Below are 24,303 nucleotides of genomic sequence, written 5' to 3' on the forward strand. Positions count from 1 at the left end.
GTTAATGAATCGTCAGGACAACACGCCCAATCACGGTTATGTCGTCGATACCACAATCAAAAGCCATACCTACGCCGCTCACTCTTACTTTCTTAATTGGAATGCGCGTAAGGGTACGGATACTCGTTTTACCCTCGATCTCTACAAGCCATTGATCGTCATAAACCTCTGTAAATGAAGTATCAACGATAAATTGGTTAGTACCTTCAAGCACACATATTGGAGAGGTAGGCAAAGGAACGCCCGGTAAAAAAGATACCTTATCCAACATGTACATCCCTGCTTCATAAATCAGACCATCAACGATCTTACGCCGCGGCATCTTTAAAATGTCTAATTCTTCATCATCAAACTTCCTGCCTTGCCCAGTTGCAATCCATTCTAAGGATGCTCCTGTTTCTGCAACACATCGCACAACCATGTCAGCAGGAAATCCACCGCGCTTGTAACGTCCAGCCAAGCTACTGGATGCCATATCAAAATGGTCTGCCAGCATCAGCTTCGAAGTAAAACCATAGGCATCAATGATGCGATCAAGCACTTCGCTACTGTGGCTTATTTGTCCGTAAGAGAATTTGCTCATAATTTAGCCTGCCATTCGTAAAATGCGAAAATTATGTTGATTTGTCGCTTAATACGATCTAGCCTCTCCTCGCTGTAGTTTTTTACGAATATTGGTTGATAAAGGTGGATATTGGCGTATCCACAACCGGAGGAGTTTGCATTATGCGTCCCAACATTACAATCGTGATCCCCGATCCATATATCCCTCTTGATGAATATTGCCGCCGTACGGGCATGTCCAAAAGCACTGCTGAGAATCTGATTTCATACGGAAAACTTCCTATCAAGCCTAAAGGAGCACAGAAAAAAGGGCTGGTTGAAGTGAACATGGCCGCCTTAACCGTAATGGCGTTAAGCGAATGTGATGTTTCGCTTAACGCGTAACTCATCGTACGGATTAGGGAGGAGCTAACAATGTTTGATTATCAGACTTCTAAACATGCTCACTTTGATGCAGCTTGCCGAGCGTTTGCGCTGTCGCACAATCTGGAAGATGTCGCTGCTGCCGTTGGTATGCGTCCCCAGATTCTGCGCAATAAATTGAACCCGATTCAACCGCATCGCCTGACCTGTGACGAGCTACTGGCTATTACCGATTACACCGAAGATGCGCGTTTACTGGATGGGATGCTGGGGCAGATTAACTGCCTCCCATCCGTTCCGGTCAATAACGCCACTGAAGCGAACATGCAGTTTTGCGCATTAAGCGCCACCGCAAACGTGGGTGCGATCGCTGGGGAAGCCGTATCAACTGAGCACATGACCGCCGCGCGCCGAACGCAAATTCTTGATCGTGCCCGTGATGCCATCCGTTCCCTTTCCGTTCTGGCTTACACCGTTGAAAGCCGCCTCCAGTCTGCGCCGGTTCTTGCTGCTGCCGTCGATATCGTGACTACCAGCGCCAGCGGCATGATGTGAGGGATAACCATGAAAGCTTTCGTTACCTACCTGAAAAAAGAATCTCCGGCCATGCAACTGGCAAGCGGCTCCACTGGATGGATTGAGCTGCCCAATGGCCAACGCTGGAATCCTGGCCACGTACATAAATTTACTGCGCATCAACCGTGCCGCCGTTGGTGGCATCGCCTGATGGGATTGTTCCGGGGGCGTTATGGCCATTAGCTCAGAACAGCAGGAGATCGGCCTGAAGTGGCTGGAGTATATGCGCCGTAAATACTGGAGTGAAAAAAGCGAAGCCGCCGAATGGTGGGACAAATTAACACCTGAATGGCGAGGGGTTGTTTTACATGCAGCCGCAGTAAATTCCGGTTCGGACGTTTTCAAAGCCCACCTGTGTAAATGCTGCTGGCATGAGCTGTATGCGCGCCTGAACTACCGGGAAATGATTCAACTGAAACAAGGTATTTCCCGCGCCCGGTTAACGTTTGAGGGGTTCGGGAGTTTGCGTGACAGCGATTTTTCCCGGCGCACCGCCAATCGCCCGGCAAAGGTGGTTAATCCGATTTACAGCAGTAACGGGGTGCAGATGGTTGTGGCACCTCAATTCGTTAGCAAAATGCAATTGTTGCAACAGCAGGAGAATCACTGATGTCCATTATCTCTGTAAATGCCAAAGAACTGGGGCGAGAGTTGGCCGCGTGGGGTGTTCCACATAATTACGCCATTCTCTTTCTGGCGAAAAGTACCGTTAAAAATGGCCGTGTGGCCTTACATCCGTTTTTCTTTAACGACACCGAGCACATGACAAACAAACGCCACTGGCTGGCCGTTAATGTTGCGTACTGGTGCTGTGTCTATCGTGAAGCGGAAAGCCAATACCAGCAGGTTGAAGCGCTGGCCAGCATTCGTTCCATGTATTACATCGCCGGGTCATTGGGTGCAGGGGAAGTCAAAGCACTGATCCAGGAGTGGTGGCGCAATACCTACGAGCTGCACAAAGTACCCGCGCCGAGCTATTCAGCCGCGCCCGTTACCGTCTCTTTCCACTAATTAACTGCCTGAATTTTTGGCCATCCCTGCGGTGGCCGGGGATTCTTTTGCCCTGAGGAAACCAAAATGCAAACAACACGCATGTTTTTACCCGCCAGCCAATCCGGTACTGACCTGCTGGCAATGCTGGAAAAAGCTACTGAGGAAGGTAAAGCGGCCTCCGCAGATCTGTGTTCTGCCCGTCTGGATAAGCTGGCCGCGTATGCCGCGAACGAAGGTTTGAGCGCTGCCGAAATCGTAGAGCTGATCCGTGAAGAAGCTGCGGCCATTTGCAGTAAAGGTGGTGAAGCATGGCAGTAAAAACGCCTCTTAAATGGGTGGGCAGCAAAGTCCGCCTCATGCCGCAGCTGCGTGACTACTTGCCGGAAGGCAAGCGCCTGGTTGAACCCTTTGCGGGTTCCTGCGCCGTCATGATGAATACGGACTATGACGAATACCTGATCGCTGACCTGAACCCGGATTTAGTCAATCTGTATAAGGCGATGGCCTACCATACCGACGCGTTTCTTATGGAGCTTGAAGCCCTGTTTTCTGCCGGTGCGTTGGGTGAACAGGAGAGCCGCGCTATTTTTTACTATGCCGTCCGGGGCGCGTTCAATTTGTCCGGAAAGGGGATTGGGGCGGAAAGTGTTGAAGCCGCTGCCCGTTTCATGTACCTAAACCGCCACGGCTTTAATGGGCTTTGCCGTTACAATCGCCGTGGCCAGTTCAATGTCCCGTTCGGGAAGTACAAAAAAAATTATTTTCCGCTTAAAGAAGTCCGTGCATTTGCTGAGAAGGCAAAGCGTGCAACCTTCATTGCAGCGCATTACTCCGAAACGCTTGCGCTGGTTCGTGCCGGGGATGTGGTCTATTGCGATCCGCCATACCTGACGGAATCTGGAAATTTCACCTCATACACTGAAAGCGGTTTTTCACATCTTGATCAGGGGCGGCTGGCCAGAAAGCTGCGCCGTCTTGCTGAAAAGGGCGTGAGTGTTGTCGCGTCAAACAGCGATCTGGAAATGGTGCATTACCTTTACGCCGGATTTGAGGCAGTGAAGGTCAATGCGCCCCGCAGTGTTGGTGCCGCAGCTGCAAGCCAGAAATCTGCCGCTGAGCTGATCCTGAAATCCCCGTCCCGTGCAAAGGCTCGCGCATGACGCTCGTTGCTAATGGCCAGCATCACGCCGTAGATATCTGGCGGCGTGATACCTTTGCGCCCGGAACGCCAGCGAACGCGACGATCACAGAGCGCCGATTGTGGGCAGTTAACCCACAGGACTACGAATGGCGTTCACAGTTTCTTCACGAGATACCCGACTGGTTAGCCGGGTATTTTGGCAACCGTTACGAAAAGCTGTTCGCTGGCCGTGACGGCCGCCGCCGTGCCAATACATTCCTGCGCAAAACTATCGGTGAGAATGTATTGCCACGTCTGCGGAAAGTGGCTGCGCGTTACCAGCTGGCCGCTGATGTAAGCGATCTCCCATTCGGAAAGTCATTGCAACGCTTGCCGTCGCTTGACCGCACCGATCTCAAAAAGCTGTCTGGCCAGATATCTGGCTGGATCGCTCAGATGTTTTATGACTTCACCGACACGCTGAAGGGCAAACCAAAAGACGAAAGAGAAATGCGCCAGCGCACGCTGGAGGCTTACCGCAACCTTTGTTCGCTTTCTCTCATGCTGAACAATCAGCCGCCGTACTGGGCAGAGCATGAAGCCAATGAAGGCCACCTGGAAACCCGAAAGGCGGAGTCCGGTATTTTGCGTCTCATGGCGCCGGAATGGTGGTATCAGCGTCTGAAGCGTGCCCGTGACCTGCAACGTGAACATCTGGCCATCGCCGTTGGCCAGGTGCAGAAATCTGCCAGCGCCTACGTATCACGTAAAACCCTGGGCGAATGGATAGAGCAGAAAAAACGAAATCTGGAGTTCTTCAAAAAGTTTGATCTGATGGACGAAGAGGGCAACCGCATTGCGCTGGACAGCATGGTACACCGCAGCGTTGCTAACCCGGCCATTCGTCGCTGTGAACTGATGGTGCGTATGCGCGGGTTTGAAGATATCGCCAATGAACAGGGGCTGGCTGGCGAGTTTTACACAATCACTGCGCCTTCACGTTATCACGCGGTACACAGCAAAGGCGGCTTTGTGTCTCAGTGGAACGGATTAAGCCCACGGGACACGCAGCGTTATTTATGCAACGTCTGGGCAAAAGCACGCGCGGCGATCTCCCGTGCCGGTATTCATGTTTTTGGTTTTCGCGTGGTGGAGCCACACCACGACGGGACACCGCACTGGCATATGCTGCTGTTTATGCAGCCGCATGACGTTGAGGCGGTGCGCGATATTCTTTGCTATCACGCCAGGATTGCCGATTCAGAAGAGCTACAGACACCCAACGCGCTTAAGGCGCGTTTTCACGTTGAGCCTATCGATCCCGCTAAAGGGTCGGCAACAGGTTATATCGCTAAATACATCTCAAAAAATATCGACGGCTTTGCGCTCGATGGCGAGCAGGATGAAGAAACCGGGGAAAACCTGCGAGATATGGCCAAATCCGTATCAGCCTGGGCATCCCGCTGGCGTATTCGTCAGTTTCAGCAAATTGGTGGTGCGCCAGTGACTGTCTGGCGGGAGCTGCGCCGCCTGGGCGATCAGCGCCTGACTGATAGCCGCATGGATGCGGTGCTGGCGGCGGCAGATGTTGGGGACTGGGCTGCCTATACCCAGTTGCAGGGTGGCGCACTGGTTGCGCGTCGTGATCTGGTTGTTCGCCTGGCGTATGAAATCACAGAGCAGGGTAACGAGTACGCCGAAGATGTTCAGCGTGTGCAGGGTATCTATTCGCCTTTGATCCCGGATTCTGAAGTTTGCACCCGTCTGGTCAAGTGGCAGAAGGTTGCGAAGTTGGCCGAAGCGTCAGCGGAGGCGGGTTTTTCTGGCGGCAGCGCCGCCCCTTGGAGTTCTGTCAATAACTGTACGGAGGGTGGAACCCGGAGACGGTTAAAACTGGAACTTAACCAGCGAGGTTTTGCCGGAACGGATGACGAAATCGACATTCTGAGGCGTGGCGGTGGTCTTAAATTTGGCCGTTCTGCCCTGATTTACAGAGAGGGGCGGTTGCAGGAGAAGCGGAATAATCCGGAAGAGGAACAATGGCCAGGCTGGCAGTAATGGTCTGTAAGTGTGTGATATTTAATAGCAAAGTCATTACTTGAATGAATAATTATTTCACATATCGTGCTTTTAGGTGTACTGTATGTTCGTACAGTATTTTGTGATTTTGTGGAGGCTGCATGGATATCTTAGAGGCATCAGTAAAGCTGGAGCGCATCGAACTGCTGGCAAAAATAGCCCATGTAAGTGAGATAAGCGCGAAGGAAAAGACTATTGCCTTAACCTGGATTGGTGAAATTGCTGAAGAGATGCGAAACGTGGTCAGGGGGGAAATAAAAAACCCCCAGAACGGGGGCATTTCAGGCAGCGGGCGCAGCCTTCAATAAATCCAGAGCCATTTGCTTTTGGTCGGGTGACAGGTTTTTGAGCAAGGTTTGCACCAGAGCGTCACCTGTTTTAGCGCTGGGGCTGAGGGTATGGGAAAACGTCAAATTCATAACAAAGGTGTGCCCACACTCCACGTCAGCGCAGGCGCAGTAAATATCTGCAATCTGGCGGTGTTTCCGGTTGGTCTTGCGAATCACAGCCTTTGAGCCACATTCAGGGCATTCAATTTTCAGGACTCTCATATTCCGCTCTCCAGCTGTTAAATAATGCCTGGATTTTAGCCTTTTTAGCCTCATGCCGCACCCTTATCTGCTGTTTCAAAATCAAAATTTAAATGCAGATGCGGCGGGATTTCCGTATCGTCTTTGATGGCGGCCGCCAGGCGGCGCTGAATGGGCACCACTTCATTCTTTTTGTAGGTGCGTTCAACTTTCTCCGGGTCACCCAGTCCGGCAGTGTTCTGCGGAACGATACCCGCCAGCCCGGCCGGGAAACGGTGTGCGTTCAGAATGTCCTGGGCGCTGATGTTCTTCACGCTCGCAAATTCATCTTTGGCCGAAATATCCCCCATCTCAATAAACTTGATCGCGTCCCCATCACCGCCAGGGATGTTCACCAGGATGGTGGAGAAGTTGCCGATCCCCTTGCTGTCCCGCAGTTGCTGTTCAATTTCTTCCTCCATTTCGTCCGTCATGCTGGGGTCACGGGTATAGAGAATACCGCCCGTGTGTGCGCCGTTGTGGTAGTAGCGACGGCGGAAAATGACCGCCTCACTGTTCAGCAGGGCGGAGTGAACGCCGCCGATATAGTCCGGCAGACCATAGATGTGCTGCTGCGGGTCGTACATTTTGATGAAAATGATATCTTCAGGCGGATACGTCAGCGGCTCACCCTCCTGTAAAACCACGTAATCCCCTGGCACAGTCTCCGAGTTTTCTTTCTCCTTACGGCGGCGCAGGTAAAGCCCCGGCAGTGGCTGAAGCCCGATCACGTCTCCCCAGCCATTACGGACTTTTGCCACGGCAATATCCCCGAAAGTCAGGTAATCAAACACAGCGGCTTCCAGTTCGTCGAACGTGAGGCCGCCGCCCTGATAGTCTGCCGTGACCATGTTTTTACGGGCGTGGATAATCCCGCCGTGCTGGCCGTTCAGGTTGATAAGCTGCGCCAGCGCCAGGCGGTCAATCGGCTGGGTGTAGTGATCGGCGGCGTTGTCATACCAGATTTCCCGGTAATCGGTTCCGGTTGTCAGTACCGGTTCCGGCTTGCCGAAGCTGATAATGCTCATTTTTTTGGACTTATCGCCGCGCTGTTCGCGCTTCACAAAACGTTTCTTTTTGCTCATGCTGCCTGTTTCCTTACACCCCAACGGGATTTTGGTTTGTTTTCATAGTTGAGTGGTTCGTTATGCAGGGCGTGGGTGATTGCCCAGAATGCCTCTGCGTGGCCAGTGTCCTGGCTGCGGTCTGCAACAAAGGTCATTGCGTTACCGCTCTGGGTGGTAGTGCGCCGTACTGACATAAAGCTGGCGGGGATTTCCTTCAGGTTTTTGTCCCACTCGATACGCTGGCTTTCCACCACGTCCGCTGCTTTCAGTACCAGCTGGTTTTTGGTGTTCATGTCATAGCGAATCGGCACGACAACCTTCATGGCAAAGTGCTGTATGTTGTCAAAAACTCCCTGGCCGATCCCGGTTACATCCACGCCCAGATAAGTGAAGTTGTACTGGTCGAACAGCTTTTCGATCTGCTTTGCCTGGTAGCGGAAGTTCATGCCCTTCCAGTAAATCACCTTCAGCACGCGGAATTTTTCAACGGCGAACATCGGCGGGGCGACAATCACGAAACACGACAAATCGCCGCTGCGTGCCGGGTCAAAGCCGCCCCAGACTGGCCTGTCTCCAAACGGCCGTTTTGCATCCGGGTTATGATCCTGCCAGGTGTCCACCTCCACTCCGCACGCTTCCAGGTCGGAAAAGCTGAAAACGGAATCCTTGCTGTCCACGAACACGCACATATAAAGCATGTCGAATGTGGCAGTGTTGTAGCGGTTTCGCAGCTTCTCGATGTTGGCCAGGTTGAAGCCGCCCGCAATGGCATCCTCCATCGTGATGACGTATCGCCACTGGCCATCCGGACAGAGCCGGCCACCGTCCCGCATTTCATCAAACAGGGGAAATTTAATAGCCGCGCGTTTCTTGCTGCCCTGTTTCCACTCTTCACCCGTCCAGAACGGGTACGCCTGGTGTGTTTTGGCCGATGGGGTGGAAAAGTAGGTGGTACGCCATTTGTCATGGGTGGCCATTGCGCTGGCCACCTCGTTCAATTTTGCGAAGTTAGGAACCCAGAAATATTCGTCACAGTAAAGATGGCCACTGTATGACTGGGCGGTGTTTTTGTTGGTAGACAGGAAGCGCAGCTCTGCGCCGTTACTTAAGCGGATCGGGTTCCCGGTCAGCGTGATACCAAAATACTGTTCTGCAATGTTGACGATGTAAGACCGGAACACTTCCGCCTGGGCTTTAGACGCGGACAGGAAGATTTGCGGATCGCCCGTCATTACTGCATTTTCGAACGCCTCAAACGCAAAGTACCAGGTTGCACCGATCTGGCGGCTTTTCAGGATGTTCCTGACCAGCTGGCCTATGTTGCGGCGCAGGTGTTTCTGATATTCGAAAAGATGCTCATCCGCCCAGGTGTCAAAATCATCCTGAGTCAGTGATGAAATATCGTTTTTCTTGTACTTGCGTTTGCTGCGGGGTTCGTCCTCGCTTTCCCCTCGCGCAGCTGCTTGCCGTTCCCCCTGGCAGGAGGCCAGCTTTTCTTTATGTTTATTGCTCTGGGCACGCAGCTTTGTGGCGTGAGCAATAAGCAAATCCATTTCTTTTAAATCCAGATCTGTTTTATTGTCGCGCCCAGCTAACAGCTGGTAACGGCGTTCTATTGCTTCCTCTGTACTTTCGAAACTGAGCAGGTCAGCCCATTTATATTTTTCCGCCCAGTAGTAAACGATCCGCGCATTCGGCAGATTTAATTCTGATGCAATTTCTTTAGGCGTGTATCGGCGCAGGTAAAGCGCGCGGACAACGCCTTTTAGTTCGTCTGAGTATTTAGCCATAGATTTAATTATGCCGTGGTGCTGATGAAAAAACGGCGGGGTTAATTCGGGGCTGTTCGGTAATGGCTTATAACCGAACTGTCCAGAATAAAGCGTAATGCGGGGATGTGTTTAATTAGCAATAATCAAATCCACAGCAAGGGAAACAGTTAATCGACAGAGGGGGAAATATGTGTCGCATTTAAAAACTGGCTGGCTGTGTGTTGCTACTGAAGGCGATACGGTTGATGGACGTGTGCTGGAACGGCAATGGATTATCGACATGGGGGAAACCTATGACCCAAACCATTACGCAGCCTTACTATGGCCAGAACACGAGCGCTACGCCGGAAACTTTGGAGAAGTGCTGGAAGCGATGTGGCAGGACGGTGATGACGGGCTGGCGCGGCTGTATGTCAGCCTGTGCCCGAATAAGCGCCTGATTTATGCAAACGACGAAGGCCAGTTGCTTTATTTCTCTGTAGAGCCGGAGCTGAACTGGCGCGGAGGGGATCGTACATATCTGAAGGGGCTGGCTGTTACTGACAACCCGGCAAGTGTAGGAACTACACGGCTGCGCTTTAGTCGGCGCAAATTAAACAAACAGGGATATTACAGTTGTGTGATTTCCCGAAACGGTAAAATTACACAGGAAGGAAATATGAAAGGCTGGCAAAAATATTTTGGCTTGAAACCGAAATTTGAAGAACAAGACACGCAGGATAACCCGCCAGCGGGTGATGATAAATTACAGGCGCTGGCCAGTGCAGTAAACGATCTGGAAGCGCGTGTGGGTGCAATTGAAACCCAGCTTAATTCCGTGCAGGACGATGTTGACACTATCGCCGAAGTTGTGGATACGGAAGAATTTGCCGCTATTCGTGACAATGCAAAAGAGATTGTTACCCGTTTTAACGATCTGGGTAATAAAGGTGGTCAGCGCAAACAGCGCCAGGTTCAGTCCAAATCCGGGAAATTCAATTTCCTGTAATTTGCATAAAAGCAAAAAAGTAAAAACAAGTTAAATAATCGCGTAAATGCGAGGGAGTTTTATGCACCTTAATAACCGTGGGCGGGATTTACTGGATAAATATACGGCTGGAATGGCGCAGCAGTTCGGCGCACGTGATACCAGTCGCTATTTTTCCCTGAATGACCCGCAGGAAAATGCGCTGCGTCTGGCGCTGCTGGAGTCGGTAGAGTTCCTGGACATGCTCACATGCCTGGACGTTGACCAGCTGAGTGGCCAGGTGATCTCTGTTGGTTCATCTGTTCTTCACACCGGGCGCAGTGAGAACGGCCGATTTGTCCGTCAGGTAGGCGTTGACGGTAATGATTATTCGCTGGTTGAAACGGACAGCTGTGCGGCGCTGCGCTGGGATTTGCTTTCCGTCTGGGCTAATGCTGGCAAAGACGAAAACGAGTTTTACAACCTGGTTCAGGCTTTCACTACCCAGGCATTCGCACTGGATATGCTGCGCATTGGTTTCAACGGGAAGAGCCGCGCTAAAACCACTGACCCTACCGCTAACCCGAACGGCGAAGATGTGAACATTGGCTGGCATGAGCGTATGAAAACGCTGTTGGGTGGCAATCAGATTATGACCGATCCGGTTGTTCTGGATGAAGCGGGGGATTACAAATCGCTGGATGCGATGGCCTCCGATCTGATTAACGCCAAAATCCCGGCACAGTTCCGTAATGACCCGCGCCTGGTGGTGCTGGTAGGTGCTGACCTGGTGGCCGCCGAACAGTACCGACTGTATCAGGCCGCTGATCGCCCAACGGAGAAAATCGCGGCGCAGATGCTGGGAAGCACTATTGCTGGCCGTCCGGCAATCATTCCGCCGTTCATGCCGGGTAAACGCATGGTGGTTACTCCGCTGAAAAACCTGCACATATACACCCAGCGCAACACCCGTATGCGTAAGGCTGAGTTTGTGGAGGATCGCAAACAGTTTGAAAACAAATATCTGCGCAACGAAGGCTATGCGGTTGAAGTGCCGGAGCTGTACGCGGCCATTGATGAAAATGCCGTGACCATCGGCAAACCGTCTGAGCCTGTGGAGGGTTAATCAATGTCTCTTTCTCCCGCGCAGCGTCATAACCAGCGCATTGCGATGGAACAAAAGCTGAAGCAAAGCCTGGCCGTTGGCACCACGGAAAGCATGCACCTGCTGATTAAGGCGCTTGAAACAGACGTGGAACAGGTGCGAAGCCTGCCGCTAATTGCCGATCGCGTTGAGCATAAGCGCAATGTTCTGCTGCCTAAATGGGTTCCGACAGTGGAAGCGTATCTGGCCAGCGGCCAGGTGTATGCCAATCCGGTTCTGGCGTGGTGCGTGATCTGGCTGTTTGATGTGGGCGATCTGGATAAGGCACTGGAATGGGCTGATATCGCTATTGCCCAGCAACAGGCCACGCCGGAACGGCTGCGCAGCAATTTTCCCACGTTTGTGGCCGATACGATGCTGGCCTGGGCGGAGGAGACTGCCGGGCGCGGAGAAAGCATTGAGCCGTATTTCTCTCGTACGTTTGAGAACGTGGCCACCAAATGGCGGCTGCATGAGCAGGTGACAGCAAAGTGGTTCAAGTTCGCCGGGCTGGAGTTGCTGCGTAATGAAAGCGGTCAGAAAACTGCGGCAAGCGTTGACGATATTGACACGCTGAAAAAAGCCGATGGTCTGCTGGCCATTGCTGAAAAGCATTATTTAAAAATCGGCGTGCGAACTGTCCGGCAGACCATCGCCGCGCGCATTCGACGCCTGGAGAGTGGGGCATAAAAATGGCAACAGTGATCAAGTTCAAATATGGGCTTAAGCAACAGGTGAAAGTCGCAATTAGTGGTGAAACGGGACACGTAAAAGCCCGTGCGGAATACGCCAATTTCACTAATCAGTACCTGATCCATTATCTGGCCGCTGATGGCCGCGCAGTGGACTCCTGGTTTGATGAAAGCGAGCTGACACCCTCTCAGCCTTAATGACTACCGCAAGCCAGACGGGCGCGGTGGAGGGCAGCAACACGATGTGAAACTGCGCCGTGGAAACCGGACAGCCCGTCTATTTATTCGGGGGAGCCATGTTTAGTGGAAAGCCGCTTGATTATCAGGATGAGCCGCTAAAAAACGAAGGATTCTGGCCAGACCTGAACCTGAAGGACTTTCAGGCACAGCGAGCTATCCCGGCTGACGTTGACGCGGACACTGTTGCCCAGGCGCTGCTGGCGGCTGTGGCTGAAGTGAATGCGGAGCTGGAAAAAGTGGAAGCCAGCTGGAAGGCAAAAGGGGTGCTGAGCGCAGGGGACGCGCCGGGGGCACGAATGGGGGAGTTAAACACCCTCTCAGCGCAATACATAAAGGCGGTTTTCGCCAGGGCTAAAGCGGACTTGCTGGGAGAGTTTGCCACTGTAGGGCGACGTGAATCTCATCCCGGACAGGAAAGTATGGAAACCCGCGCCGGACTGCTGGCAGAGGCGTCCGTTGTAATCCGACGAATGAAGGGACTGAAACGAGCGACGGTGAAAAAAGTATGAGCCAGACGCAACTACAGTCACTGACCGAGTTTTTCCGGCAGAACGTTCCAGCCCGTGCGCAGCAGTCTTTTGACAGTGTGATCGACGATATGCAGGTGGTTCCTGCTGCAAAAGATTACGGCCAGGGGCAGTACCGCATGGCGGTGATTCGTTACAACGCGCTGCTGTCATGGGAAAGATTTCCTTACCGGCTTTGCGCCCCGCAGCTGCTGTTTGCATTGCTGGAAGCCTGGCTGGACGACCACGGTAACCCGGTGATGGATGAAGTGGGTATAACGGACGCTGATCCTGACTGGGATGTGTCGGTAGAAAGTGAAGAGACGGCCACTGTTGTGCTGACTATGCCGCTGCTTGAAGAACTGGTGGTGGTTGAGGACGAGAATGGGGAAATCCCCTGGCAGGGTACGCGCTGGCGGCTGGTCGATCCTGAAATCTGGACGGCACAAAACGGCGCAGTATACGGCAGTGATGCCACAGGTGCACCAGTGGGTGACGAGTGATGATTGTCGGCGGCGAGCTGAATAAAAAACAGCTTTCAGCACTACGTGAAGCGCTGGCCAGTCTTGATTTGCCGCCCCGCAAGCGCCAGCGGCTTTTGTGGCGGCTGGCGAAATACGGGCTGATTGCCGCAGCAAAGCGCAACGTGCGAAACCAGGCTGAACCGGACGGGACGCCGTGGCCAGGGCGTAAAACGAAGCGCAAGGGAAAGATGCTGCGCAACATGCCGAAACTGCTGCATATCCGCGAAATGCCGGAGCTGGATGCCGTACGGATTTATTTGCAGGGGGGCGGGTATCGCAACGGTGAAAGCCCGGTTCCTGCGGGTGTGGTGGGCTACGCACAGCAAAACGGCATGACTGCGCGGGTGAGCCGCAGCGGGCGAACCGGACAGGCAGAGGCCGGAAAGATGGCTACAAAAGCCCAGGCGAAAAAGCTGCGGGCGCTGGGGTATCGGGTGAGAAAAGGGGCTAGGTGGAAAAAGCCTACCTTTGCCGAAATTACTGCATCCATGCCCTACGCACAGGCCGGATTGTTGATCCGCAAGCTGAGCGGACAGGCAGTAAAGACGAGCTGGACGATTGACCTTCCGGCTCGTGCGTTCCTCGGTATGAGTGACGACGAATTTAATAAAGCGCTGGCACGTCAGCTTCAGGCCATCGGGTTTGGCTGGGATGTAAATGCGCAGGATATCAAGGGGAAAACATGACCTGGCCATTAGTGGATGTAAACCAGGTAAACCAGCTACTGGGCGAAGTGTCGGAAGTTGAGCGCACAGTGCTGTTTATCGGTAAGGGGGGCGCTGGTGTGGGTAAAACCCAAGCGGTGGATTCCCAGACAGATTTTGATGCGTTGCTGGGTGAGCCAGAAACAACGCTGAAAAAATTCCTGAAAGCGGCACAGGCCAATGCTGGCCAGAACTGGTGGGCGTTCGTGCATGTGCTTGCTGATGATGCGGAAGCAGATGCATGGACAAAGGCGGTTATTGCCGCGCAGACGTCTTGCTCTGTTGAGGGTGTCATTTTGTGCGATGCCGTCACAGGCAAAGCGGAAATTAGCCAGGCAGTCACGCTGCGATCCACGCTGATTTCAAAGTTTGGCCGCTGGGTTTGGTTCGGGCTGGCGGTGTCCGGTTTCGACGCTGACGAGCCGCAGGCCGACTATCTGGCGCGTCTGTCTGTTCTTCAGCAGGGCATTGCAGAAAAAGCGGTTCATCTGATCCCCTGCCTTTGGGGAAATGAGCCTGGCGTGCTGGCGGGACGGCTGTGCAATCGTGCCGTGACCATTGCTGACAGCCCGGCGCGGGTGAAAACGGGGGCGGTGCTGGATATTGGCAGTGACGAGATTCCGGTTGATGGAACGGGCGCGCAGCTGGAGATTGCCACGCTCAAGGCGCTGGAGGCGCAGCGATTCAGCGTCCCAATGTGGTATCCAGACTATGACGGTATCTACTGGGCTGATGGCCGCACGCTGGACGTGGAGGGCGGGGATTATCAGTCAATTGAGACGGTGCGCATTGCCGATAAGGTTGCCCGCCGCGTGCGTCTGCTGGCTATCTCAAAAATCGGGGATCGTTCGCTGAACAGTACGCCGGGCAGTGTTGCTGCGCACGAATCGCTGTTTGCCCGCCCGCTGCGTGAAATGTCAAAGGCGGTAGAAATCAACGGGGTGACATTCCCCGGCGAGGTGAAACCGCCACAGGATGGCGATGTGAAAATCGTCTGGAAAACGAATAAACGCGTCGAGATTTACATTGTGGTGCGCATTTTTGAAGTACCGCTGCAAATTTCTATCAGCCTGTTACTGGATCAGAAGCTGGAGGCCACGGCATGACAAAGCGTATTTCCGGTATGTCCTATGACTTTTATCTGGATAGCACGCTTGTGCATGTGGAAAAAGTCACTCTGGACATTACCGATAACACGGCAGCCGCCCAGACCCACGGTGTGCCGGATGGTTACGTGGACGGGGATGTATCGGCCGAGGGCGAGATTGAGCTATCAATCAAAGCAGTCGGCGCCCTGAAGCAGCTGGCGCGCCAGTACGGATCATGGCGTGGTATTCCGGCAGTTGATTTTCTGTTCTACGCCAAAGCGGGGAATGAAGAATCGAAAATTGAAGCTTTCGGCTGCAAGCTGAATCTCTCCGGTCTGCTGGATATCGATCCGAAAGGTGGGGCGGTGGCAACACGCAAGTTTAAATTTATCGTGACAGACCCGCGTTTTATCAACATCGACGGCATCCCGTATCTGGAAGCGGAAGCCACAGAAAACCTGATCGGTTAAGGGGCAGGGATGCAGGAACATGAAAAGAGCCTGTACACGCTATTGCTGATGGGCGCACTGATCGCCATCGGCAAAGTATTGGCCAGTAACGACCCCATCACGCCGCGTTTGTTTGTCAGTCGCGTAATACTTGGGAGCTTTGTTTCCGTGATCGCCGGGGCGGCACTGATTCAAATCCCGGATGCCAGCCCACTGGCTATTCAGGGACTGGGGGCGGGGCTTGGTATTGCAGGTTATCAGGCCGTGGAAGTGTGGTTGCGCCGTCGCGCAGCCGGAAAAGCCAGCAGGAGTGAAACAAAGTGACGTTAAGTGAAAAACAGCAGCTGTTTACCGTATTAATTGCGGATCTAATCCAATGGGCTGGTTCGAAGGGCTACCGCCTGACGTTTGGCGAGGCGTACCGCACGCCGGAACAGGCTGCACTGAATGCCAAAAAAGGCACAGGTATTTCGAACAGCCTCCACACTCAGCGTCTGGCTGTGGATTTCAATCTGTTCATCAACGGTGTGTACCAGACGAAAACCGAAGCCTATTTGCCCCTGGGGGAATACTGGGAATCGCTGGGCGGTGCATGGGGCGGGCGCTTTAAGTCCAGTCCTGACGGCAATCACTTTAGCCTTGAACACAACGGGGTGCGGTAATGACGAACGGCCAGTGGCTTATCGTGGTGGCGCTGGCGTTTGTCTGGGGCTGGCTTACTTCGGACTGGAAGCGGGACAGCCTGGAGCTGGCGATCAATACGGCCGCGCAGGTGGCGGGTGACAAATCGCGTAAGGAAATGCAGGACATTGCCAGCGATTCCGCCAGGGGACTTGAAGAACAACTGGAGGCGCTGCAACGTGGCCAGCCGAAAGAAATCAGGACGGAAATTATTAAGCCGGTTTTCACTAACGTTTGCGTGTCTGATGATTTTATCAGGATGTTCAACGCAACCGTCGAAAACACCGAACGTGCCCTATCAGGAAAACCTGAAGCGAAAGTGTCCAACGGAAAATCTTCCGCGTATTAAGGGTAACACCGGAGCGGATATCGCTTCCCCGGCAATTGAATATCGGGATTTATATTCTGTGTGCGCAGCGCGGCATAATGCGCTCATTGACGAAATCTTTAAAAGAGAGAGTTTATTAAATGGAAAAAATTAAACTGGCAGTATCGGGTGTTGAACTGGTGTTTGAACCAAATACCACGGCATACAATAAATTCATTAACGATATGTCAATGGATAATAAAGTGGCTCCGGCTGTGGCTTATCTGAATCGTATTGTTTCCGCTGACAGTAAAGAAGCACTGGCGGATATTATTAAGCGCCCAGGTGCTGCCCTTCAACTGGTGGGGAAGATTAACGAGATTTTCGCGCCTGAACTGGAAATCGAAGTAAAAAACTAGAACGCCGGGTTCAGGCGATTGAATCAAATGGACTCGACCAGTATTTAATTTTACGCCGTCATTATCTGCCAGTCGGGCAGGATAATATTGATGATATTGCTGCCGCCGTATGGCTGGATAACCGCTACTGGGAATATATGTCCGTGGCGATCGCCAACGGTATTGGCACAGCATTTAAAGGTTCGTGATGAAACAGCTGGATTTTACATTAAGCCTGATCGACAAGCTGACGCGCCCGCTAAAACAGGCGCAGCAGTCTGTTAAAGGCTTTGCAGAAAAATCGGGCACAGCCTTTAAAAAAATCGGCGCGGGTGGGCTGGCGCTCTTTGGCGTGGGCGCGGCGGTACACGCTGCGCTTTCTCCTGCAATTGAGATGTATGACGCGTTAAGCGAAGCCTCTGCCAACGGCATCGACAGCACGGCGCTGGATCAGGTAAGCAGGGATGCCACGCGATTTAGCGTGACTTACGGGGCGAGTGCGCTGGATTTTGTGAAATCCACTGCGCAAATCAACGCGGCCATCGACGGACTGAATAACGACGAACTGCCGAAGGTAACGAAGGTTGCCAACACGCTGGCGTTTGCGATGAAAGCAACTAGCGAAGATACGGCGGAGTTTATGCGCCAGATGTTCGGAAACTTTCACAGCGAAGCGGAACGGCTGGGCAAGGTGCAGTTTGCCGAACAGCTGGCCGGAAAAATGACGTTTATGCGCCAGAAATTTGGCACTGAAATGGGCGTGATTAAAGACCTGATGGAAGGGGCGCGCGGCGTCGGGAATAACTTCAATATCGGCATTGATGAACAGCTGGCCGTGCTGGGTGAACTTAGCCGGACTTTGGGTACAGAAGCCTCCAGCGCCTATGAGCAGTTTATGACTAAAGCCATAGACGGGGGCAAAAAGCTGGGGCTGTCCTTCAAGGATGCACAGGGAAACATCCTCGGTATGCCTGAAATACTGATGAAGTTGCAGGGTAAATACGGAAAGAGCCTGGAGGGTAATCTGAAAGCCCAAAAGGAGCTGGATGATGCCTTTGGTGACAGCTCGGCAGTGATTAAGCAACTTTATGGCAACGTCAGCAGTCTGCAACGCAACATCACCGAGCTGGGCGGTTCGGACGGATTGCGGCGCACACAGGAAATGGCGCAAAAGCAGGTGAAACCGTGGGAACGGTTCATTGCCATCCTGACGGCGATTAAAACCACTATTGGTCTGACGCTGATCCCGGTGCTGTACCCGGTGCTTAATCGCCTGGCTGATATGGGGGCTACGTTTGCAAAATGGATGCAGATGTTTCCCAACATCGCGCGGGTGGTGGGGTATGTAGTGCTCGCCTTGCTGAGTCTGGCCGGGGCGGGGGCGCTTGCCAATATCGCAATGGGTGTCTCGCTCTTTGTTATGACAGGGCTGCGCGGACTCTGGGTGGCGCTTACCTCCGTGACGAAGCTCTACACCGCTGCGGTATGGCTGTCTACCAAAGCGGTGATGGTATGGAATACCGGGCTTAAGGTGCTGCGCGGTGTCCTGCTGGCTGTGAGAATGGCTGCGATCATGGCGGGTATCGGAATTAATCTGATGAGCTGGCCGGTTCTGCTGATCGTGGGTGCAATTGCGTTGCTGGTTGCCGGGTGTTACCTGCTGATCACGCACTGGGATGCAATCAAGTCAGCCGTGATGAATACCGCCGCGTTTGAGGCCGTAGCCGCAACGGTTAAATGGGTTGCTGGTGTATTCTCAGACGCCTGGCAATTTATCGCTGACGGCTGGAATAACTTTGTTGCTTTGCTGATGGGATTTTCTCCGGCTGATGCGCTGTCAGGTATGGCCAGCGGGATTGTCGGGATGTTTGACAATATCTGGAACACGATTAAAGGGACATTCCTTAATTCCTGGAACTGGATTGTCGGAAAACTCAATAAAATCCCCGGCGTGGATATTTCTATGGCGGGTGAGGGAATGGATTCAACCGTTTCAGGAAATAGCCTTTCAACAGGTGGTTCTCTTAAAAATATTGATAAGGGCGGTATCAGTAAAACCATTGCAGCCAGTTCTTCATCCAACACAGATAAAAGTCAGCATATTGGGGAAATAAATCTTTATTCGCAACAACCTATGACACCGGGACAGTTGGCAGAATGGCAGGAGCTGGGGTTATGAGTGACCTTTTATATATTGATTTGCTGATCGAGGGGCGAAACTTCGTTCTTAATTCCGGTAATGAACCTTTATTGTGCAATAACAGTAAAAGCATCGGGCAGGATATTGTCCATTCAATTTTGGAAAGTGGTCTGGCAACAGAGTTAATTGCGGAAAGAAGCCCTACTATGCGCGGCGATATTCTCACCAGACTGGAATTGCTGATTGAAAGTGATGAGCGCATTGAACCGGGAACGGTGGTTATTTCGGAGGAAAGTTTGAAACGCCTGTGGATCACCGCCAGCACATGGGAATTTGGTTCGATTTCGACAAGGATTGATTTATGACAGAAAAGCCGCAGGTCGATTTTGAAGAGGTGCTTAAAGAATCCGGGATGCCGACAACCCAGGACGAACTGCGCACCCGGTTTAACGCCATCGCGGAAGAAGAGGGAATTATTACTAATACCTCCCGAATGTCTCCGTTCTGGCGATTAATTACCGCCATCGTCACCACGCCAGTGCTGTGGCTAAAGGATGTACTGGTGACTACCGTGCTGGCCAATATGTTTGTGGCCACGGCATCCGGCCAGTTGTTACGTCTCCTTGCCTGGGCGGTACGTGTAACACCGAAACCAGCCAGCGCGGCGCATGGGGTGATCCGTTTCTTCAAAAACAGTGCGGCAGCAGTGGTTACAGTCAAAGCGGGAACGATTATCCAGACCGAAAGGATTAACGGTATCGTTTATGAACTGGCCGTGGTCAGTGACACGACAATAAACGCCAATGTGGAAAGTGCGCTGATCGCCGTCGTGGCGGTTGGGACTGGCGGTGCTTATAACCTTGCCCCCGGTTATTACCGCATCTTACCGCTTGCTGTGGCTGGTATCAGTCATGTGGTGAATGAAGAGGACTGGCTGACCACTCCGGGCGCAGATGAGGAAAGCGACGACGAATTACGCGAGCGCTGCCGCAACCAGTTTAACCTGGTAGGCAACTACCACACTGATGCGGTTTACCGATCGATGATTGCGGGCGTGGCCGGACTGTCCATTGAGCGCATTTTTTTCGAACACGATGCGCCCCGTGGTCCTGGTACAGCTAACGCCTATTTACTGCTTGATACCGGAGTGACGTCCGAGCCGTTTATTGCTGCCGTCAATGACTACGTGAACACGCAAGGCCACCATGGACACGGTGATGATATGCAGTGTTTCCCTATGCCGGAAACGCGCCACGATCTGGAAGTGGTGGTGTATGTGAAAAACAAAGCGAACCTGTCTGTTGACGATCTGGCCGCGCTAAAGACCGGGGCTGAAAACCTGATCCGTTGTGCATTCAGGGAAAACAGTGATTTTGAAGTGAAACGGACGTGGCCATGGTCGCGCTTCTCGTTCTCTAATTTGGGCAAGGAGCTGCACCGCACGTTTCCCCTGATCGATTCTCTTACCTTTTCGCTGGTCGATATCGTCAGTGATTTGAGCGTGCCGCGTCTGGCGTCACTGAATGTGAGGATTGAAGATGCCTGAATTTATCAAAAAACTGTCCAGGCTGGCGCTGCCGTTCTGGATGGATGTCGGCGAACCGAAAACGATTCTGGCGGCGGCGCGTAAGTTCTGGGCGGCGGTTTACAGTTGGGTGACATGGCCGGTTAATCAGTTTGATCCGCTGACCTGCCCTGAGCCGCTGCTCAACCTGATGGCGTATGACCGGGACATTACCCGTTTCAACAACGAGCCACTTTCCCTGTTTCGCAAGCGCGTGGCTTACGCCTTTATTAATGCGCGGGATGCGGGTTCGATTGCGGGTTTTATTGCCATATTCGAGCGACTGGGGATCGGCTACGTCGAATTGCTGGAGCGTCAGCCGGATATCGACTGGGATGTGATCATTGTGCGCGTGTCGGATAGTCAGCTTGCGGCCAATCCTGAGCTGATGTTGCAGATAATTCGGCAGTACGGGCGAACCTGCCGCCGCTATCAGTTTGAAGTGCTGACCAATCTGAAACTCTTCATTAATGGCGGTTCTGAGAGCGGGGAATATATCTGTTACAGCGCCGGAAATAATATGCGCGGCGAAGTGAAAGTGGGGGAGTACCTTACCTTTTACGCCAGCGAAGAAAACCAGACCAGCGCCGTCTTTGGCGCAAAATTATAAGGTGTTTTATGAGCCAGAGTGTCATTACAACGGCATTTGAACAACTAAAGGCGCAACAGGCAGCAAATGGCGGTGTGTTGACGCTGGACGAGTTTGTGTTTGCCAACATCCCTAATCTGAATATTACTGATCCGATTGACCGCGCAGAGTCATGGCCAGCGGCAAGCCAGATTGTGCATCGCCAGGCCGTGTCCAAAACGGGCATGGTCAACAACAACGCAGTTGTTTACTCCGTGGTTCTTGGCGCTGACGTAGGCGATTTTGACTTTAACTGGGTGGGGTTAATCAATAAAGCCAGCAATACGGTGGCGATGATTGTCCATGCCCCGTTACAGAAGAAAATCAAAACGGCGTCAGGCCAACAGGGCAACGTGCTGACCCGTTCTTTCCTGATGGAGTATGACGGCGCATCACAGCAGACCCAGATTATTACGCCAGTCGATACCTGGCAGATTGATTTTACTGCCCGCCTGGGTGGTGTCGATGAGCGACAGCGCCAGGAAAACATCGACGTTTACGGCGCTGCGGCTTTCCTGGGTAATGGCTGGCTTGTCACCAAAAAGAGCAGCACAAAATTCAGCGTGCAGTCTGGTGTTGGCTATATCGCGGGTTTGCGTGCAGAACTTCTGGCAAGCCAGGAAATTACCGTCAATGCGAAACCGACCAAAATTTGGGTGGACGTGTGCTGGCGTGGGACGCTAACCAGCGCCTGGGCGTCTGTCAGTAAAATTACCGTTGCGCCGGATCTGGTTAATTACAACGAAAGCGGCGTGCAGCATTACGTTTTCGCGTTAGCAGAGATTGACGCGACGGGGGCAGTAAAAGACTTGCGAAACACCAGTAACGTGACAGCGCTTGCGGGACTGAAACCCGAAGCCAGCAGCCTGATCCAGTTTGATGGCGATTCAAAACTGGCGTTGTCTCCACTGGCTGAATTTATGCGTCAGTTTCTAGCCATAGATACCGCAGCAAGTGCTGTTAAGGCGCTTGGTCTTGCTGACGCTGCCGGATTTGTTGGACGTATTGTCAGCGTTAACTTTTACCAGGCGTCGAAGAAAATCACCCGCTCGCCTGGGGTAAAAAAATACTTTGTGATCATTACCGGAGGCGGAGCCAGCGGGGGTACTCAGGTCGGCAATTCCCTGTACGCACGCTCTGGCGGTGCGGGCGGAACGCGGTTTGCACTGATCGATGCGAGCAATCTTGAAGAAGTGCAAATCACTATTGGTGCTGGCGGTTTGTCTCTTGCTCCGACAACAACTTACGCTCATCCAGGGAATCCTGGTGGAGATTCAACCTTTGGGAGTCTTTTGACTGCGAAAGGCGGAACCGTAAATAGTCTGGGCGGGGGGACGGAGGGGTTGGGGTTCGGGTTTGATGGGGGCTGCGGCACGATTGGTTCCAACCAGGCGACCTACACGGGAGGTGGTGCGTCATTCTGGGGTGGGGGCGGTGTTGGTCCGGCAACAGATGCGGCATTGCATGATGGACGTTCTCCGGGGTCGGGAGGTGCGGGAATTTCGCTGGCACAGTCTCGTTCAGGCCGCGGGGCTGACGGGTGTTGTCTGGTTGTGGAGCTGGGATGATGAACAGTATTTATGCAGTGGTAAATGATGGCGTGGTAGTTAACCTCGTTGCCTGGGACGGAAAGGGATACTGGCAACCTGAGATCGGGGAGGCTGTGCAGGTGCATGGTATGGTTTCAAAGGGCTGGCTTTACGACGGGAAAACATTTTTTAAGCCTGCTGGCCAGTCTGGCGACAATGATGATATTCACCAGGCTGAAGAGTTGCGCCAGGCGCTTTTGAGCGATGCCCGACTGAAAGTAGCTGACTGGCAAACCGATCTTTTGCTGGGTACGCTGAGCGACGAAGATAAAACAAAGCTGATTGCGTGGCGCGGGTACATTAAGGCGCTGGAAGCTATGACCATTTCAGATGGTGCAGAAATTAGCTGGCCGGAGCCACCTGATGTGGCGTGATGCAATCCTGGCACTGCCGGAGGGGTTCAGTCCGGTGAAATGTTCTGTGGTTGCCGCGCATCCGTGGGTGTACGGGCTTGGCCAGCAGACCGAAAATGGCGCATATCTCAGCCCGACCAATGCAGTGGCGTGGCTCGCTGAAAAGCTGGCAAGCGCGACAGGGGAAATGGATGTGGTTGTGTTTATGGCAGCGGGAGCAACGCACGGTGATTTTTTGTCGGCTCTCGAACCGCTGGTGAGTGTATTTCCCGCGCCCGCGTTTACCCAGGTGAAGCGCCTTGCCGAATCGGCGGCGCAGCTGGCTGTTGAGAAAATGCAGAAACCCGCAAAGCCGTTAAACGGTCTGCCCGCTGCGATCCCGCTTTCAGTCCATACAGCCAGAACAGTGACCAGTGCAGCCGCCAGCGCAGCTTTGCCGGAAGTCTCCAGCATGGCCACGCTGAAAGCGAGCCTTGCGGCATTTGCTTCACAGCGCGACGGGATGCTGGCCAGCATTGCAGACGGTGCGGGGGAAATTGTCGGGAAAGAAGCGCGGGCGTGGGTGTTTACTTCCAGCGGCAATGCGGCGGGTATCGTGCGTAATCTGGTCGCCAACATCCCGTCACTTTCGTCAGTTTACAGTGCGGCCATGATGATGGTCGGCAGCGATCTGAGCAGTATCAGAGGAATGATTCATGACTTCGACAGTAATGCTGGCGCTTAACGGCGAAGCCATCACGCTGAAAAACATGCGGGTGACGCTTACACAGCAGTTTCCCGATAAAGACCAGTCAGGCGACACCAGTTCAACCAGTAAGGCTGAAAAGGGCGCAAAGGGAAAAGAGCTGCGCGTATCCGGTGAGATCCCTTTTAAAAATGTGGATGTACTGACCCGCCTTTTCCAGCTGGCTAATGCCACGGATGCGGGCGGTAATCGCGTGGTTTACCGTGTGGCCAACAGCACGGCGCGTGCGGTCAATCTGCGCGAGGCAACGTTCACCGGAACGCTGGATGCACCGCAGCAGGACGGGCGTATGTCCTGGCTGGTGACGTTTACCCTGGGCGAAAAGCTGAGTGTGGCTGAGAAAAAAGAGGCTGTGGCCAACGGGAAAAAGGTCAGCAAAGCGCAGACTGGCGGAGGGAAAGCCGGAGGGGGGGGCAGTCAGGCTAATGCCGCTGAAGATGATGAAAAAATGACGTGGTTTGAGCGCAAAGTGCTGAAGCCAGTAAACGAGGCGCTGGGGTAA

The 24,303-nt window shown here is 53.1% G+C and carries 34 protein-coding genes; 30 read left to right on the forward strand and 4 right to left on the reverse strand.

Annotation, left to right across the window (positions count from 1 at the left end; translation table 11 throughout):
- Nucleotide 1 precedes the first annotated feature (1 nt).
- Entirely contained in the window at nt 2-583 is a 582-nt protein-coding gene (locus F3J31_RS12490) for a phage repressor protein CI (protein WP_167213399.1), read from the reverse strand.
- Between the two features lie 143 nt (nt 584-726).
- On the opposite strand from F3J31_RS12490, the gene F3J31_RS12495 reads away from it, so the two are divergent.
- From F3J31_RS12495 to F3J31_RS12535, 9 genes are all read left to right on the forward strand, one after another.
- The gene (locus F3J31_RS12495; RefSeq protein ID WP_023136170.1) at nt 727-948 is read left to right on the forward strand and encodes a hypothetical protein; all 222 of its coding nucleotides are present in this window, start codon (nt 727-729) and stop codon (nt 946-948) included.
- Nucleotides 949-978: 30 nt separating this feature from the next.
- Nucleotides 979-1,482 carry a phage regulatory CII family protein gene (locus F3J31_RS12500; protein WP_013097411.1) on the forward strand — a complete coding sequence of 168 codons (504 nt, stop codon included), beginning with the start codon at nt 979-981 and terminating at the stop codon, nt 1,480-1,482.
- Between the two features lie 9 nt (nt 1,483-1,491).
- Nucleotides 1,492-1,686, forward strand: a complete 195-nt coding sequence (locus F3J31_RS12505) for a phage filamentation protein Fil family protein (RefSeq protein WP_044857843.1) — start codon at nt 1,492-1,494, stop codon at nt 1,684-1,686.
- Nucleotides 1,676-2,113: a hypothetical protein gene (locus tag F3J31_RS12510; protein WP_044857842.1), complete on the forward strand. Its 438-nt coding sequence runs from the start codon at nt 1,676-1,678 to the stop codon at nt 2,111-2,113. Before F3J31_RS12505 ends, F3J31_RS12510 begins: the two co-directional genes overlap by 11 nt.
- Nucleotides 2,113-2,514 carry a hypothetical protein gene (locus F3J31_RS12515; RefSeq protein WP_167213401.1) on the forward strand — a complete coding sequence of 134 codons (402 nt, stop codon included), beginning with the start codon at nt 2,113-2,115 and terminating at the stop codon, nt 2,512-2,514. The genes F3J31_RS12510 and F3J31_RS12515 overlap by 1 nt, the downstream gene beginning before the upstream one ends.
- Nucleotides 2,515-2,580: 66 nt before the next feature.
- Nucleotides 2,581-2,814: a DUF2732 family protein gene (locus F3J31_RS12520; RefSeq protein WP_167213403.1), complete on the forward strand. Its 234-nt coding sequence runs from the start codon at nt 2,581-2,583 to the stop codon at nt 2,812-2,814.
- The gene (locus F3J31_RS12525; protein WP_167213407.1) at nt 2,805-3,656 is read left to right on the forward strand and encodes a DNA adenine methylase; all 852 of its coding nucleotides are present in this window, start codon (nt 2,805-2,807) and stop codon (nt 3,654-3,656) included. The genes F3J31_RS12520 and F3J31_RS12525 overlap by 10 nt, the downstream gene beginning before the upstream one ends.
- Complete coding sequence (locus F3J31_RS12530) at nt 3,653-5,674, forward strand: replication endonuclease (protein ID WP_167213410.1); 2,022 nt, start codon at nt 3,653-3,655, stop codon at nt 5,672-5,674. The genes F3J31_RS12525 and F3J31_RS12530 overlap by 4 nt, the downstream gene beginning before the upstream one ends.
- Nucleotides 5,675-5,796: 122 nt before the next feature.
- Nucleotides 5,797-6,003, forward strand: coding sequence for a hypothetical protein (locus F3J31_RS12535; RefSeq protein WP_167213413.1), 207 nt, complete (start codon nt 5,797-5,799; stop codon nt 6,001-6,003).
- Here F3J31_RS12535 and F3J31_RS12540 read toward each other — a convergent pair.
- The 3 genes from F3J31_RS12540 to F3J31_RS12550 are packed head-to-tail and all read right to left on the reverse strand — an operon-like array spanning nt 5,977 to nt 9,121.
- Nucleotides 5,977-6,300 carry an ogr/Delta-like zinc finger family protein gene (locus F3J31_RS12540; RefSeq protein WP_167213417.1) on the reverse strand — a complete coding sequence of 108 codons (324 nt, stop codon included), beginning with the start codon at nt 6,298-6,300 and terminating at the stop codon, nt 5,977-5,979. The genes F3J31_RS12535 and F3J31_RS12540 overlap by 27 nt on opposite strands.
- On the reverse strand, nt 6,297-7,349 hold the full coding sequence (locus F3J31_RS12545; RefSeq protein WP_167213420.1) for a phage portal protein: 1,053 nt from the start codon (nt 7,347-7,349) through the stop codon (nt 6,297-6,299). Before F3J31_RS12545 ends, F3J31_RS12540 begins: the two co-directional genes overlap by 4 nt.
- Complete coding sequence (locus F3J31_RS12550; RefSeq protein WP_167213423.1) at nt 7,346-9,121, reverse strand: terminase family protein; 1,776 nt, start codon at nt 9,119-9,121, stop codon at nt 7,346-7,348. Before F3J31_RS12550 ends, F3J31_RS12545 begins: the two co-directional genes overlap by 4 nt.
- A 172-nt stretch (nt 9,122-9,293) precedes the next feature.
- Between F3J31_RS12550 and F3J31_RS12555 the strand changes: the two genes are divergently transcribed.
- From F3J31_RS12555 to F3J31_RS12655, 21 genes are all read left to right on the forward strand, one after another.
- Nucleotides 9,294-10,091, forward strand: coding sequence for a GPO family capsid scaffolding protein (locus F3J31_RS12555; protein WP_167213426.1), 798 nt, complete (start codon nt 9,294-9,296; stop codon nt 10,089-10,091).
- 61 nt (nt 10,092-10,152) lie between these two features.
- The gene (locus F3J31_RS12560; protein WP_044857489.1) at nt 10,153-11,175 is read left to right on the forward strand and encodes a phage major capsid protein, P2 family; all 1,023 of its coding nucleotides are present in this window, start codon (nt 10,153-10,155) and stop codon (nt 11,173-11,175) included.
- Nucleotides 11,176-11,178: 3 nt separating this feature from the next.
- Nucleotides 11,179-11,883, forward strand: coding sequence for a phage terminase small subunit (gpM, locus tag F3J31_RS12565; RefSeq protein ID WP_167213428.1), 705 nt, complete (start codon nt 11,179-11,181; stop codon nt 11,881-11,883).
- A gap of 2 nt (nt 11,884-11,885) precedes the next feature.
- A complete protein-coding gene (locus F3J31_RS12570; protein WP_167213431.1) occupies nt 11,886-12,083 on the forward strand; it encodes a hypothetical protein in 198 nt (65 codons plus the stop codon).
- 98 nt (nt 12,084-12,181) lie between these two features.
- Nucleotides 12,182-12,634, forward strand: coding sequence for a head completion/stabilization protein (locus tag F3J31_RS12575; protein ID WP_205246249.1), 453 nt, complete (start codon nt 12,182-12,184; stop codon nt 12,632-12,634).
- Nucleotides 12,631-13,134 (forward strand): phage tail protein, encoded by a 504-nt coding sequence (locus F3J31_RS12580; RefSeq protein ID WP_167213436.1) that lies wholly within the window; start codon nt 12,631-12,633, stop codon nt 13,132-13,134. Before F3J31_RS12575 ends, F3J31_RS12580 begins: the two co-directional genes overlap by 4 nt.
- Nucleotides 13,134-13,841: a phage virion morphogenesis protein gene (locus F3J31_RS12585; RefSeq protein ID WP_167213882.1), complete on the forward strand. Its 708-nt coding sequence runs from the start codon at nt 13,134-13,136 to the stop codon at nt 13,839-13,841. Before F3J31_RS12580 ends, F3J31_RS12585 begins: the two co-directional genes overlap by 1 nt.
- Nucleotides 13,838-14,965, forward strand: coding sequence for a DUF2586 domain-containing protein (locus F3J31_RS12590; protein WP_167213439.1), 1,128 nt, complete (start codon nt 13,838-13,840; stop codon nt 14,963-14,965). Before F3J31_RS12585 ends, F3J31_RS12590 begins: the two co-directional genes overlap by 4 nt.
- Nucleotides 14,962-15,417 (forward strand): phage protein, encoded by a 456-nt coding sequence (locus F3J31_RS12595; protein ID WP_135345998.1) that lies wholly within the window; start codon nt 14,962-14,964, stop codon nt 15,415-15,417. Before F3J31_RS12590 ends, F3J31_RS12595 begins: the two co-directional genes overlap by 4 nt.
- Nucleotides 15,418-15,426: 9 nt before the next feature.
- Complete coding sequence (locus F3J31_RS12600; protein ID WP_135345999.1) at nt 15,427-15,720, forward strand: phage holin family protein; 294 nt, start codon at nt 15,427-15,429, stop codon at nt 15,718-15,720.
- Entirely contained in the window at nt 15,717-16,058 is a 342-nt protein-coding gene (locus tag F3J31_RS12605; RefSeq protein ID WP_167213442.1) for a M15 family metallopeptidase, read from the forward strand. The genes F3J31_RS12600 and F3J31_RS12605 overlap by 4 nt, the downstream gene beginning before the upstream one ends.
- Complete coding sequence (locus tag F3J31_RS12610) at nt 16,058-16,426, forward strand: hypothetical protein (RefSeq protein ID WP_167213445.1); 369 nt, start codon at nt 16,058-16,060, stop codon at nt 16,424-16,426. Before F3J31_RS12605 ends, F3J31_RS12610 begins: the two co-directional genes overlap by 1 nt.
- 119 nt (nt 16,427-16,545) lie before the next feature.
- Complete coding sequence (locus tag F3J31_RS12615; RefSeq protein ID WP_135346003.1) at nt 16,546-16,803, forward strand: putative phage tail assembly chaperone; 258 nt, start codon at nt 16,546-16,548, stop codon at nt 16,801-16,803.
- 187 nt (nt 16,804-16,990) lie between these two features.
- Nucleotides 16,991-18,961: a phage tail tape measure protein gene (locus tag F3J31_RS12620; RefSeq protein WP_167213448.1), complete on the forward strand. Its 1,971-nt coding sequence runs from the start codon at nt 16,991-16,993 to the stop codon at nt 18,959-18,961.
- Nucleotides 18,958-19,287 carry a DUF2590 family protein gene (locus F3J31_RS12625; protein ID WP_167213451.1) on the forward strand — a complete coding sequence of 110 codons (330 nt, stop codon included), beginning with the start codon at nt 18,958-18,960 and terminating at the stop codon, nt 19,285-19,287. Before F3J31_RS12620 ends, F3J31_RS12625 begins: the two co-directional genes overlap by 4 nt.
- A complete protein-coding gene (locus F3J31_RS12630; RefSeq protein ID WP_167213454.1) occupies nt 19,284-20,468 on the forward strand; it encodes a baseplate J/gp47 family protein in 1,185 nt (394 codons plus the stop codon). The genes F3J31_RS12625 and F3J31_RS12630 overlap by 4 nt, the downstream gene beginning before the upstream one ends.
- The gene (locus tag F3J31_RS12635) at nt 20,461-21,096 is read left to right on the forward strand and encodes a phage tail protein (RefSeq protein WP_167213457.1); all 636 of its coding nucleotides are present in this window, start codon (nt 20,461-20,463) and stop codon (nt 21,094-21,096) included. The genes F3J31_RS12630 and F3J31_RS12635 overlap by 8 nt, the downstream gene beginning before the upstream one ends.
- A gap of 8 nt (nt 21,097-21,104) precedes the next feature.
- Nucleotides 21,105-22,682 (forward strand): phage tail protein, encoded by a 1,578-nt coding sequence (locus F3J31_RS12640; RefSeq protein WP_167213460.1) that lies wholly within the window; start codon nt 21,105-21,107, stop codon nt 22,680-22,682.
- Complete coding sequence (locus F3J31_RS12645; protein WP_167213462.1) at nt 22,679-23,077, forward strand: tail fiber assembly protein; 399 nt, start codon at nt 22,679-22,681, stop codon at nt 23,075-23,077. Before F3J31_RS12640 ends, F3J31_RS12645 begins: the two co-directional genes overlap by 4 nt.
- On the forward strand, nt 23,067-23,780 hold the full coding sequence (locus F3J31_RS12650) for a hypothetical protein (RefSeq protein WP_167213465.1): 714 nt from the start codon (nt 23,067-23,069) through the stop codon (nt 23,778-23,780). Before F3J31_RS12645 ends, F3J31_RS12650 begins: the two co-directional genes overlap by 11 nt.
- Nucleotides 23,752-24,303, forward strand: a complete 552-nt coding sequence (locus F3J31_RS12655; RefSeq protein ID WP_167213468.1) for a hypothetical protein — start codon at nt 23,752-23,754, stop codon at nt 24,301-24,303. Before F3J31_RS12650 ends, F3J31_RS12655 begins: the two co-directional genes overlap by 29 nt.

The organism is Enterobacter sp. Acro-832 (genome assembly GCF_011752745.1).
In the GTDB taxonomy this organism is placed as follows: Bacteria; Pseudomonadota; Gammaproteobacteria; order Enterobacterales; family Enterobacteriaceae; genus Enterobacter; species Enterobacter quasiroggenkampii.